Genomic DNA, 14,011 nt, shown 5'->3' with positions numbered 1-14,011 from the left:
GTCGCGGACATCGGCGTGTTCATCTTCGTCAAGGCGCCTTACGGCGCCCTGATCTCCATCATACCGGTGGCGGTGCGGGCCGAATATTGCGGCCGGTACATGTCCTCCACCGTGGCCGCCGGATGGGCGTAGGTGCCCGGCGTCACCGCACGCACGACATAGGCCAGCATGATGTTGCGGTCGCCATCGCCGTCATTGGGATTGAATGCCGCGACGAAACGGTCGTCGCGGAATTCGAGATGGGCGGCGTCGGTTTGCGCCAGCCAGGTGAAGTTCGACAGCTGGGCGCTGGAAACAAGGCCCGGATTGTCGATCTCGAAGCCGGCCGGCAACAGGTCGGTGATCAGCAGGCGCGAAGGCCAGCGGTTCTGCTCGTAAACCTTGAGCACGACCACGTAGCGTTCGTTCTGCGTCGCCTCGGTGACGTTGGCTTCGGTGCCATCGAGCTTGTAGTAGGTGCGGTCGATGGTGAAGCCGTCGCCGCCGGCCGGCAAGGGCTCTACCGGCGAGGCGACCGTGGTGACGACCGCCTGCAGCGGCGTGGCGCCGGTGTTGGCGATGGTCAGCGGGCTGTCGGCAATGTCGGTGCCGCTGAGGTGGTTGGAATATCCACCTGCATGCGGCGCGCCGTTGACCGACAGCGTGATAGAGTCGTTGCCCGACTTCAGCGCGCGGGCCGCCAGAAGCATCCAGGACTCGTCCTGCGTGCTGGTCCAGCGGGCATCGGCGCGTTCCCTTGCCACCAGCCGGATCAGCTCCGGCACGATGGTCGGCACCGGCTTCGATTCGGCGGCGAGCGCCAGGATCGCGGCGCCATCACGCAGCCGCGAGCCATAGTCGGACCGGTAGTAGTCGTATTCGGTGGTCGACTTGGCCAGCTGCAGCGCCGTCTGGAAGGTTGCTTCCGAACGCTGCGCGTCGCCGTAGAGCGCCAGGCTCGCCGCCAACTGGGCGACGGCCATCGGGCTCGAGAAGGCTTCGAGCTTGGTGTCGGCGTAGTAGCGCAGATCGCCGACCGAGGCCTTCTTGTTGCGGGCCAGAACATAGAGCGCGTAGGCGATTTCGCTGCCGCGATCCTGGACGTCCTGGTCGTAACCGACCGAGTTTTGCAGATTGCTCAGCGCCTGGCTCATCGCCAGCGCCGGCACGTCGTAGTTCTGCTCGCGCGCCCGGGTCAGGAAGTCGGTGACGTAAGAGTCAAGCCACAGATCGCCGGAGCCCGGACCCCACAGGCCGAAGCTGCCGGCCGAAGCCTGGTAGCTCAGCACCTTGTAGATGGCGGCCTGCACGCGGCCGTGCAGTTCGGGATCGCTTTGCATGCCAACGCCGGACGCCAGATCGTTGACGTAGAGAAGCGGCATGGCGCGGCTGGTGGTCTGCTCGGCGCAACCATAGGGGTAGCGGTCGAGCGTCATCAGCAGCGACGGCACGTCGAAGGCGGCAGCCTGCGAAACGCCGACACTGATCGAGGCGCCGTCGAGCAGGCTTGCCGCGAGCAGCTCCTTGTCGACGCGCAGCGAGCCGCCATTGCCCTTGAGGTCGACGACCAGACGGGTGGTGACCGGCAATTGCGCCGGACGCACCGGAACATACAGCGTCTGCTCGACGGCGGTGCCGTCGCCATGGGCGAGCTTGATGGTGATCGAGGCATTGCCCGCCGTCTGTGCAATCAGCGGCACGGTCAGCGTCTGGCGCTTGCCCTTGGCCAGCGTCAGCTTTTCGGGCAAGGGCTTGTCGCCGGTCGAGAGGTCGCCGGTCGTGGCGATCGACAGGGCATAGTCGCCCTCCGGACCGTCGGTGTCGGCGACGTCGAGCCGCATGATAGCTGCATCTCCAGGCGCCAGGAAGCGGGGCAGGCCGGCAGTGATCACCACCGGATCGCGCACGATGACATCGGTCGTGGCATGGCCGACGGCCTCCTTGGTCCAGGCGACGGCCATGACGCGCACGGTGCCGTTGAACTGCGGGATGTCGAAGTCGATCCTTGCCTTGCCGTCGGCGTCGAGCTGGACCGGGCCGGAGAAGAAGGCGACCAGCTTTTCGGTCGGCGGACTGCCTTGCGGCTGCATCGAGGCACCGTCGCCGCCGGTCCTGAGCTTGCCGGTGGTGCCGAGCGAGCCGTCGATGAGACGGCCATAGATGTCGCGGACTTCGAGCCCGAGCATGCGCTGGCCGAAATACCAGCCCTCCGGATCCGGCGCCTTGTAGTTGGTGAGGTTCAAAATGCCGACATCGACGGCAGCGACCGTGACATAGGCATTGCTGCCCGGCGCTACGCCGGCGACCGAAACCGGGATCGACAGCTGCTGGCGCGGCATCGTCTTGTCCGGCGGCGTCAGGGTGACGGCGAGCTTTTTCGAGCCTGGGTCGACCGTCAGCCATTTTACGCCGATGGCGCGCGCCGGCATGCGGGTTTCCTGCGCATCGCCGGGCCGGAACAGGGTTGCGGTGATGTAGGCGCCGGCGCCCCAGTCGTCACCGACCGGGATGTCGACCGTGCTGCCGCCGGCCGGCACGGTTGCCGTGACGGTCTTGAGCAGCTTGTCGGCGCCGATGGTGACCAGCAGTTCGCCGGCAAAATGCGGCGACACTTTCAGCTTGGCCACGTCGCCGACGGCATAGCTGTCCTTGTCGAGAGCGATCTCGAGCCCGTCAGGCGTTTCGGTGGAGGTCGAGGAGACATACCAGCCGGCGTCGAACTCATAGCTGGTCGCCGGGCCCTCGGGATCGGCAGTCTCGATCTCGAGCCGGTACTGGCCCCAGTCGACCGGCATCGTCACGGTCGCCTCGGCATCGGCGCTGAGATCGACCTGGCCGTTGGCGATCGATTTGGTGAAGGTGACCGGTTCGTAGTTCCACGAGTTGTTGTTGCGATACCACTGGTAATTGCGTTCGACCTTGACCAGCGACCACTGCGCGCCCTTCAGCGTCTCGCGCTTGCCGTCGGGATCGACCGCGATGAGGCTGAATTTGGCGGTGCCGCCCTGCGGCACCTCATTGTCGGCGAAATCCGGACGAATGCCGATCATGTGGCCTTGCGGGCGGATGCCGATGTTGAGCGAGCGCTCGATGGCGCGGCCGCCGGTTTCGCGCATGCGAACCGTGACCTTGGCGTCGACCAGCTTGGTGGTCGCGGGCAATTGGTCGACCGTGACCGGGAAGGTCGCCTTGCCGTCGTCGCCGACCACCGGCAGACCGGTGAACGGGGTCACCGAAGGCTCGGCCGACTGCTCGTCGGCAAGGCCGAACGAATAGCCGGCGAAACGGTCCCAGTCGCGCGCCGTCGACAGCGTCAGCTCGCCTTCGAGCGCGAGGCCGGCGGCCGGCGCGCCATAGAGGAAGCGGCCGTCAATGTCGATGGTGGCGGTTTCGCCCTGTGCGATCTCCTGCTTGTCGGACTTCATGTCGAACTCGATGCGATCCGGCACGAAGTCTTCGACCAGGAACATCTGGCTGGAAACGGCCGCCTGCTTGGGATCGGTATAGATCGACACCGTCCAGGTGCCGCGCATGGCGTTGGCTTCCAGCGGCAGGTCGACGGCATAGCCGCCGGCCGAGACGCCATCGGCAACGATGCGGCGGTTCTCGACGCCGTCGGGACGGGTGAAGATGAAGGTCAGCGGCAGGTTTTCCACCGCTTTGGAGGCGCCGTCGCGGGCAAGGGCTGCGACATGCACATCCTCGCCGGCGCGGTAGATGCCGCGTTCGGTCCAGGCATAGACATCGAGCGCGCCCGGTGCGGCGCGTCCGGCGACGCCGCGATCGGACAGATCGAAGCCGGCGCGGCCCATGTCGAGGAAGACGAAATCGTTGTCGCCCTGCTTGGCCATCAGAACGGCCGGCACCATGCCGCCGTCGCCGCGCGTCAGGCCGGGGTTGAAGACAGCATGGCCTTCGGCGTCCGACGTGGCTGTGCCGAGGATTTCATTGTTCCTGGCCAGCAGCGTCAGTTCGGCGCCGGCGATCGGCTTGGCGGTTCCGAGCGAGCGGGCAAAGACATTGAGGCCATCCTGGCCGGTATAGGTCGACAGGCCGATGTCCGAGACGACGAACCACTGCGTGGCAAGCGAATTGTAATTGTCCTCGTCATTTTCATTTACCGCTTGCGCGGTCAGCACGTAGACGCCGGGCTTGCGCTGCGGCAAGGCTTCGTCGACCGGGAACGAAGTCGTGACGTCCTTGTTGAGGTCGTTGGCGATATCGAGCTGCCCCTGCCAGACCGGCTCACCCATCTGGTCGGAAATGCTGGAGATATCATAGCCGTCGAGCTGCTTTAGGAACTGATAGCCGGACAGAAGCTGCGCCAGCGAACGATCGCCGATGCGGTAGAGCTTCATCTGCGCGGCATTCATGTTGACGGTGACGACCGGGATGCCGCGGCGGGCGCCGGCGGGCAGCACGAAGCTGTCGCCGGTGAAGCGGGCGGACGGCGCGCGGTCCTGCACATAGATCGACAGCACGACCGGAGCGGCGGTGACCTCGCCAATGGCGGCCGGCAGGCCGGCGCGGAAGGTCACTTCGTAATGTTGGCCGTGCTCCAGGCCTTCGACGCAGATCTGCTTGTCCTTTGCCTCGACGCCCTTGGGCGGCTGGTTGTCGACGGTGACGAACTGGGCGTAGTCAACGCCGGTCTTGACCAGCTCCTCGGAAAACTGCGCGCAAATGCGAGGCGCGCTGGTGTCGGCGTCGATCGAGTGATCGATGACGCGGAAGCCCTTGCGGGCCTTGAGATCCTCATATTCGGCCTTGACCGCCGGCGAACTGACCAGCGCGAGGCTGGCTTCATAAGCCTGCAGGGCTGGACGGTAGAGATCGCGGCGGTCGAGGCCGTTGCCGAGCAGCGCCAGCACTTCGGCGCGGGTCTTGGTGGTGCGCAGCAACTTGTAGGCGTTGATGGCGGCGGAGGTGCCTTTGACCGGCAGATTGTAGGATTCGGAGGTGCCGCTGGCCGGCTGTATGGCAAGCGTTTCACGCGCCAGACCGAGCCAAAGCTGACCGTCGTCAGGCAGGACCGAGACCGCGGCCTCGTATTTGTTCATGGCCTGCCCATGGTCGCCGGTCAGTGCAGCCTGTTCGGCGGCGGCGCGGAGTGATTCCAGCCCGTCGGTCGGCTTGTCATAGGCCGGATCGGTCAGCTTGTTGCGGTATTGCTGGGCCTGGTCGGCCATCCAGTTGGGGAAGAAGGCGAGTTCCGGCGGGGCGCCGATATCGGGGTCGCCATCGACATTGACGACCTTGCCCGCGACCGCGCCGCTGAAGGGTTTCAACTGGTTATAGTCGGACTTTAGGAAGCACCATTTGGCCTTGTTGTTGTAAGTAAAGGCGCGGCAGGCGGGGTCGCCGAGGCATGTCGTCTTGCACTGATCGAGGCTGACATTCTGGTCCGATCTGAGATCGAAGCCGAAATAGTCGGAATTATTTGAGGTCACCACCCGGCGGGCTTCGGCCGCTTGCGCTACAGACCCCCAGGCGAAAATGAGAAGAATCAAGATCGACAGACCACGAGCCGCCGCGCGCATCGCCATAACACCCTCCAAACACTGCTACGTCCGCGGCATGTTCAAGCTTCAGTCAAGCTTGTCAACACGAGGACGGGCAGGTTTCCGCCCGCCAACGGTTCCCAAACCGGCCAATGACCGGTATGCCGATAGTTCATCCACGGGAAAGGGATCACGCTTTCTTGCGAAAACGCAGAAGGTGTGAATTCCAAGCCCTGCCTATTTCAGACAATTGGATTGTGGCCCCTTTACGAGCGCTTCAAAACTTCATTCCAATTTTAGTTTTGTAACCTAGGTTGTCCTGATGCCGGCGTATGAAGCGCAGATGTCGAAGGTAAGTGCGCCACGGCGCACGCTTTCGCGTGCGCTGATTGTGGCGTTGGCGTGCTCGACCGTGCTCGTTGCCGAATCGGGGTCGGCGGCCGCCTTCGAGCTCTTCGGCATCAAATTGTGGGGCTCTTCGAATGACGAGGACGCCGATATCGTCGACCCGCTGCGCTATGCGGTGACCATCGAAGCGCCCGATGCCGACAAGGACCTGGTCAAGAAGCTCGAAAACGCCTCGTCGCTGAAATCCGACGAAGACCGCCCGGTTTCCGGCTCGCTCGGCCTTTTGGCAAAGGCGCGTAGCGACCGCGAACAGCTGGTCGCCGCGCTTTATGCCGACGCCCGTTATGAAGGCGTCGTCACCATCACCATCCAGGGCAAGGCGCTCGACGATTTGCCGCCCGATGCCGAATTTACGGGTCCGCAGCCGATCCCGGTGGTGATCAGCATCTCGAGCGGGCCCAAATTCACGCTCGGCAATATTCGGCTGGAGGGCGATGCCGCCGGGCTGGCGAGCACCGATTTCGGCCTGATAGCCGGCGGCGATGCCGGCTCGGGCGCCGTGCTCAAGGCCGAGGCGCTGATCGTGCGGGCGCTGAAGCAGGAGGGCCGGCCGCTGGCCCGGATCACCGACATGCAGGTCGTGGCCGAGCACACCACCTCGACGCTCGACGTGACGCTGACTGTGGCCGCCGGGCCGGTTGCCGGTTATGGCGACACCACCGTCGATGGCACCGAGAAGGTCAATCGCGAGTTCACCGAATATATGACCGGGCTGAAACGCGGCCGGCAATATTCGCCCGACGAGATCGACGATGCCCGCGACCGGCTGCTGAGGCTCGAAGTGTTCAACAGCGTGACGCTGAAGGAAGCCGACAGTCTCGACGCCGACGGCAATATTCCGATCGGCGTTCAGGTCAGCGAGCGCAAACCGCGCTATTTCGGCGTCGGCGGCACTTTCTCCAACACCGAAGGGCTAGGCCTGGAAGGCTATTGGGGCCACCGAAATCTGTTCGGCCGGGCCGAAAAGCTGCGCATCGAGGGCAAGATCAGCGGCATCGGCAGCAACGATCTCAGCGAGCTCAACTACAATGCCGGCATCATGTTCGAGAAGCCGGGCGTGATCGGGCCGGCTTCGAAATTCATCGCCAGCGTCAAGACCGTCCTCGAACATCCCGATGCCTACGACCATTTCTCGGTCAAGGGCAGCACCGGCCTGTCCTATGAGATCGACAAGAAGCAGACGGTTTCGGCTGAAATCGCGCTGGACTATTCCAGGATCACCGACGCCTTCGGCAAGCACAAATACCTGATCGCCAGCATTCCGCTGCAATATGTCTATGACAACAGGGACAACCGGCTCAATCCGACCAGCGGCTTCAGGGTTCTGGCCTATGCCGAACCGAGCTACGACATTCTGAGCGGCGCCGCCTTCCTCAAGCTCAGGGGCGAGGGGTCGGCCTATCAGTCGCTCGACACGGCCTCGAAATTCGTGCTTGCCGAACGCGTCGCGCTGGGTTCGATCGTCGGCACCGGCCTTCAGAACGTTCCAGCCGACAGGCGCTTCTATTCCGGCGGTGGCGGCTCGGTGCGGGGCTATGCCTATCAGGGCATCGGACCGAAGGACATCGACAATCAGCCGATCGGCGGGCTTTCCTTCTTCGAAACATCGGTCGAAATGCGCATTGCGCTGACCGACACGATCGGCATCGTGCCGTTCGTCGACGCCGGCACTGTCTCGACCACAGCGACGCCGGACTTTTCCGACGTGAAGGTCGGCGCGGGCGTTGGCCTGCGCTACATCACGCCGTTCGGGCCGCTGCGCATCGACGCCGCCGTGCCGCTCAACCGCGACCGTGGCGACCCGCGTTTCGGCATCTATGCCGGGATCGGACAGGCGTTCTGACGATGAAGATTTTGAAACGCATCCTTCGCCTGTTTTTCTACACGCTGCTGATCGTGGCGGCGGCGGGCATCGGCGCGCTGGTCGTGCTGACCAAGACCGAGCGCGGCCGCGAAAATCTCGCCGGCATCATCTCTGACATGGCCTCGTCAAGGGACAGCAAAGTCAGGGTCAGCGGCATTAACGGTATCTGGTCCGGCGCGCTGACGGTCGACCATGTCGTGCTGGAAGACCGCGAGGGCGCGTGGCTGGTGGCCCGCAAGGTGGCCGTCGACTGGTCGCCGCTGGCGCTGTTGTCGAAGAATTTCAGCGCCGACCGCATAGCGGCCGAACGGATAGAACTGGCACGGCTGCCTGTGGCGAGCACCGAGCCGAGCAAGAGCGGGTCGACCGGCCTGCCGGTTTCGCTTGATATCAGAGCGATCGATTTGCCGGAGATCGCGCTCGGCCAGCAACTTGCCGGCAGCGGCATTGCCGAACTTGCGGCCAAGGGATCGGCCAAGGTCGATGCGTCGCCGCTGGCGATCCAGACGGTGCTCAACGTTACCCGCCATGACGGCAAGCAAGGCAATGTCGACGCCAACATCCACTTCGCGCCGGATGAAAACAAGCTCGACCTCGATCTCAAGGCTTCCGAGCCGGCCGGCGGCATCATCGCCAACCTGCTCAAGCTACCCGGCGCGCCGCCGGTCAACATCGTCGTCTCGGGCACCGGGCCGCTGGCCAACTGGAGCGGCATCGGCACCTTCATGGTCGACGGTCAGATCGTTACCCAGCTCACCGGCCGGCACCAGCTCACCGACAAGGGCAACCGGATCGAGGCCAAGGGCGACGGTTCGTTCGAAGGCTTCCTGCCGGAACGGTTCAAGTCGCTGTTTGCCGGCAAGACCAGCTTCGACCTAGCCGGCACCGCGACCGCGGCCGGCGGCGTCGACATCGAGCGCGCTGCGATCGAGAGCGACGCAGTTCATGGTACCGCTGCCGGCATGGTCGACCCCAACGGCGCCAGCGACCTTTCGGTCGAACTCGTGGCCAAAGCCAAGCCGGTCACGGTCAATGCCGGTACCCAGGCGCAGCCGATCATGGTGGCCATCAACAATGTGACCGCGCGCGCCTTCGGTGACGGCAAGGCGCCGATGATTGACGCCAGCGCTTCGCTCGTCTCGGTGGTTGCGGGCGGTTCTCAGGTGAACAATCTCGATGCGCGGATCCATTCCGACGGTTTCGACATCGAGAACCGCAGCGGCCCGGTCAGCGTGTCGCTGGCGGCGGCCGGGCTGAAGACCGACGTCGCGACGCTGGCCCCGCTGGTCACCGGCAAGCTGACGGCCTCTCTTTCCGGCTCGATCAGCAAGGATGAGATCTCGCTCGATGAGGGTACGCTGCGCAGCGATGCGCTCAATGCCGGGCTGACGGCCAAGGTGGCGCTGGCCGACCTCGCCATGACGCTCAAGATGAATGCCGATGCGGTGTCGACGGCGCTGCCGCCGCAGATCAGTTCACTGCTTGGCGAACGGGTCAAATTCTCGGCGACCGCGACGCGCGATCCGCAGGGCTCTTTCGCCGCCAACTCGATCGAACTCACTTCCGGTTCGCTGAGCGCCAGCGGCACCGCCAGCGCGCAAGGCAGCGATATCCAGGCCGACATCAAGGGCAAGCTCGGCGACGTCTCGGTGCTGTCTTCGCTGGTCGGCGTGCCGATCGCCGGCGGGGTCGATTTCGCGCTGACGGCAAGCGGCGCGCGCAACGCACCGGATTTCTCGGTTTCGGCCGACAGTGCCAGCCTGACGGCCTCCGGCCGCACCGTCAAGGACATCAAGCTGACCGCATCGGGCAAGGCCGACATTGTGAGCCCGGCCGCAGATGTCTCGCTGACCGGCGCGGTCGACGAACAGCCGCTCGCCATCAAGGCGGCGCTGGTGACGAGCGATGGCAAGCGCTCCATCAAGGGGCTCAGCGTAGCGCTGGGCGACAACAAGGTGTCGGGCGACCTCACGCTCGATGAAAAATTCCTGCCGCTGGGGACGCTGACGATCTCCGCCCCCGATATCGCGCCGCTGGCGTCGCTGGCCGGGCAGACGGCGGCCGGCGATATCGGCGGCACCGTGGTGTTCGCCAAAGACGGCGAGGCTCCCACTGTCACCATCAATGCAGCCAGCGTGTCGATCGCGCGCGGTGATGTGGCAGCCAAGGCAGTCACCGTCAGCGCACTGATCGCCAACTATCTCAACAGCCCTGCGATCTCCGGCACGATCAAGGCCGAGAGCGTGACCTCGGGAACGACCGTCGTCAGTGGCATCGGCGTCGACCTCAAGCGTGACGGCGACTGGACGAATTTCACCGGCGGCGCAACCATATCAGGCATTCCGGCGACAGCTGCCGGGCGGGCGAAGATTGCCGGGGGCGCGACCAGCGTCGAGATCGCGTCCGGCGAGGCGACGGTGCGCGGCATCAAGGTGGCGATCGCCGAGCCGTCGAGCCTGACCATTGCCGATGGCATAACCAACATTCAAAGGCTGGTAGTCGATCTCGGCGGCGGCTCGGTGACGCTGTCGGGCACGGTGGGCCAGACGCTCGATCTGGCGGCGACCTTCTCGGCGCTGCCGGCTGCGCTTGCCAATGGCTTTTCGCCCGGCCTCGATGCCGCGGGCACGCTCGACGGCACGGCGCAAATCACCGGGCCGTCAGCAAATCCCGACATTCGCTTTAATGCAAAACTGGCCGGCGCCGAGACCAGCCAGACCCGTCAGGCCGGGCTCGGACCGCTCGATGTCGATGCGGCCGGCAGCTATTCGACGGCCGGCGGCGTCGTGCTGGATCAGGCGACGCTGTCGGGCCAAAAAATCTCCGGCAAGGCCGCCGGCACCGTCAACCCGAACGGCGCCAGCGATTTCGCGCTCGATCTGACATCGTCCGGTCCGAGCCTGCCGTTGACGCTGGGCAGCGCGGAAAGCCCGATCAAGCTCGAATTGCAGGCGCTGTCGGTGAAGGCGGCCGGGCAGGCTGCGCAAGCCAAGCTCGACATCTCGGCGGTACTGCCTTCGGTGGCGACGGATGACGCCAAGGTCGAGGGCATTGCGCTTGCGCTGCATTCCGATGCATTTGATCTGAGAAGCCGCACCGGTCCGATCTCGGGCACGGTGACGGCGGACAAGATCGGTCTGGACAATCCGACCATCGCACCGCTGATCGCCGGCAAAGTCACCGCCAAGGTCGCGGGCAGCCTGGCGGCCGATGCGATCACCATCGACAGCGGCTCGGTGCAGGGCGATGCGCTGGGCAGCGCCTTCAATGGCCGTGTCGGCTTTGCCGATGGAGCAATCGACCTCAACCTCAACGCCGACGTGCTGTCGGCGGCGTTGCCGGCGGCGGCGCGCAGCGTGCTGGCAGAGCGCACGCAGCTCAGCGCCACGCTGAAGCGGGATGCCAATGGCAATGTCAGCGCCAATCCGGTCACGCTGGCGTCGGGCGCACTGACCGCGGACGGTCAGGCCAGCCTCGCCGACAACAAGCTTAGCGCAAATATCAAGGGTGCACTGGCCGACATCTCGCTGTTGTCGAAAGATGCCAAAGGCGCGATCAGCTTTGCACTCAACGCGCAGGGGCCCAGCCTGGCCCCGGATCTGTCGCTGACGGTCAGCAGCGACCGGCTTCTCGTGGCGGAACGCGAAATCACCGGGTTGAAGCTGACCGCCACCGGCAAGGCCGATGCCGCCAATCCGGCGGCCAATGTGCAACTGACCGGCAATGTTGCTGGGCAGGCGCTGCAAGGCAGCGCGGTGCTGGCGACGGCGGACGGCAAGAGCGCCATCAACGGCCTGCTGCTGTCGCTCGGCAAGAACAAGATTTCCGGCGACCTTGCGCTCGACGAGGCTTTCGTGCCGGTCGGCACCATCGCGCTCGACCTGCCGGATATCGGGCCCCTGGCGGCGCTGGCGCTGGAAAAGGCCGAAGGCGACGTGCGCGGCACCATCGCCTTCTCAAAGACCGCGGATGGCCCGAACGTCGCCGTCAAGGCTGCGACCGCTTCGATTACGCGCGGCGACCTGCAGGCGAAGACGGTGTCGATCGATGCGCTGGTCGCCAACTATCTCGCCGCGCCGGTCATCTCGGGCAAAATTCGCGCCGACAGCGTCATTTCCGGCGGCACCGCCATCAGCGGCATCGATGTCGATTTGAAGCGCGACGGCGACTGGACCGGGTTTTCCGGCGGCGCCACCGTCAAGGGCATTCCGGCGAAGGCTGCGGGCAGGATAAAGGTGGCTGGCGGCACCACCACCATCGAACTCGCTTCCGGCCAGGCCACGGTGCAGGGCATCAAGGCGGCCATCGCCCAGGCCTCGACCGTCAGCATCGCCAACGGCACAACGACGCTGGACAAGCTGGTGCTCAATCTCGGTGGCGGCACGGCGACGGTGACCGGCAAGGTCGGGCAGGCACTCGACATCAGTGCCGCGCTGTCGAAGGTGCCGGCTTCGCTGGCCAACAGTTTTTCGCCGGGCCTCCAGGCCGCCGGTTCGATTTCAGGGACTGTGAAGGTGACGGGCGCGTTGGGCAATCCGGCTGTCGCCTTCGATATCGATGCCGGCGGGGTGCAGACCTCGCAGACGCGCAGCGCCGGTCTTGGCGGCATGAATATCTCTTCGTCGGGAACATTTGCCGGCAAGAAGCTCACCTTCAACGCCGACATCAGCGACGGCGCCGGGCTTGGCCTCAAGGGCGGCGGTACGGTGACGACGGCTGGCACACCAGCGCTGGTGCTCGACTTCAACGGCAAGGTGCCATTTTCCTTCCTGGCCGCCAAGCTTGCGGCGCAAGGCCTGTCGCTCAGCGGCACCGCCAACGTCAATATCCAGATGCGCGGCCCGGCGGCGTCGCCGGTGATCGGCGGCACGGTCAGCACGTCGGGCGCCCGCCTGGTCGACGCGCGCTCCGGCCTTGCCGTCAACGACATTGCCGCCGACATTTCGATCGGCAACGGCGTTGCCCGGATCAACCGGCTGACCGGCACGCTGTCGACACGCGGCAGCCTGTCGGCCTCCGGCACCCTCGGCATCAATCCGGCGCAAGGTTTCCCAGCCGATTTGTCTATCAAGCTGGTTGACGGCCGCTATACCGACGGCAGGGTGGTGACAGCCAATCTCGGCGGCGACCTGACCATCAAGGGGCCGCTCACCTCGGCGCCGGTGATTTCGGGCACCGTCAATCTGGCCAAGACCGTCATCACCGTTCCCGATAAGCTGCCGGGCTCGCTGGCAGCGCTCGGTGTCAAGCACAAGAACGCGCCCGCCTCCGTGCGGGCGCAGGACAAGGCCTTGCGACCGGCGGCGGCCAGCGGTGGTGGCGGCAGTGGGCTTGTCCTCGACGTCACGGTCAATGCGCCGAACCAGATCTTCATCCAGGGCAGGGGCGTCGATGCCGAGTTCGGCGGTTCGCTGAGGCTGACCGGCCCGGCGGCTTCGCCGCAGGCGGTCGGCACCTTCACCTTGCAGCGTGGGCGGCTGTCGATCCTCGGCAAGCGGCTGACCTTTACCGAAGGCACGGTCGGCTTTTCGGGCTCGCTGGTGCCCTACCTCAACTTGACCGCGACATCGACCACGACCAGCGCCACCGTCACCATCGTCGTCTCGGGCGAAGCGACCAATCCGAAATTCGACTTCTCATCGGTGCCGGCGCTGCCCGAGGACGAGGTGCTGGCGCAGCTGATTTTCGGCCGCTCTATGTCGAACCTGTCGCCGCTGCAGATCGCGCAGCTGGCCGAGGCCGCCGGCCAACTGGCCGGCGTCGGCGGCTCGACCTCGCTGCTCGAAAACCTGCGCAGTGCAATCGGCGTCGACGACCTGGATGTGACCACCGATGACCAGGGCGGCACCGCCGTGTCGGCGGGCAAGTACCTCAATGACCGCACCTATGTGACGATCCAGAAAGGCGACAGGCCAGGGTCGGGCAAGGCGACGATCGACCTCAATGTCGGACGCGGCGTCAAGCTGCGCGGCGAGGCCAATGATGGCGGCGAGGCCAAGGGCGGCATATTCTACGAAAAGGAATATTGAGTTCCTGGCCCTTACCGCCACCGGAACTGGCGCTGTGTCAACCCGCCCAAATGTATCAATTACTCGCCTAAGCAGATTCCGGCGGAATCTGGGCGCGCTAGCACTTTTGCGCCAAGTCTGTCGTTATCACGCGAACCGCTCCCTTTTCAAAGTTGCACATTCCCTAACAGGTTCCGTAGCCATGCCGTCTTTGACATCACGGCAGGGATGCGGAATGTTAAAAGGCGGAA

General features: G+C 65.0%; 3 protein-coding genes. 2 read left to right on the top strand and 1 reads right to left on the bottom strand.

Features of this window, described 5'->3' with window-relative positions; translation table 11 throughout:
* Positions 1–38: 38 nt before the first annotated feature.
* Positions 39–5,525: an alpha-2-macroglobulin family protein gene (locus ACYG9Z_RS04525; protein ID WP_352758084.1), complete on the bottom strand. Its 5,487-nt coding sequence runs from the start codon at positions 5,523–5,525 to the stop codon at positions 39–41.
* Between the two features lie 277 nt (positions 5,526–5,802).
* Between ACYG9Z_RS04525 and ACYG9Z_RS04520 the strand changes: the two genes are divergently transcribed.
* Both ACYG9Z_RS04520 and ACYG9Z_RS04515 read left to right on the top strand, forming a co-directional pair.
* Positions 5,803–7,731 (top strand): autotransporter assembly complex protein TamA, encoded by a 1,929-nt coding sequence (locus tag ACYG9Z_RS04520; RefSeq protein WP_352758085.1) that lies wholly within the window; start codon positions 5,803–5,805, stop codon positions 7,729–7,731.
* Between the two features lie 2 nt (positions 7,732–7,733).
* Positions 7,734–13,781: a translocation/assembly module TamB domain-containing protein gene (locus ACYG9Z_RS04515; protein WP_023752968.1), complete on the top strand. Its 6,048-nt coding sequence runs from the start codon at positions 7,734–7,736 to the stop codon at positions 13,779–13,781.
* Positions 13,782–14,011 lie beyond the last annotated feature (230 nt).

This window comes from Mesorhizobium sp. RSR380A, assembly GCF_054719385.1.
Note: the sequence above shows the minus strand (reverse complement) of the source record. Positions and strands in the feature narration are given on the sequence as shown.

Bases quoted from the DNA above. Each gene is read 5' to 3' on its own strand.
- ACYG9Z_RS04525 (WP_352758084.1), bottom strand. From the start codon at position 5,525: ATGGCGATGCGCGCGGCGGCTCGTGGTCTGTCGATCTTGATTCTTCTC.
- ACYG9Z_RS04520 (WP_352758085.1), top strand. From the start codon at position 5,803: ATGCCGGCGTATGAAGCGCAGATGTCGAAGGTAAGTGCGCCACGGCGC.
- ACYG9Z_RS04515 (WP_023752968.1), top strand. From the start codon at position 7,734: ATGAAGATTTTGAAACGCATCCTTCGCCTGTTTTTCTACACGCTGCTG.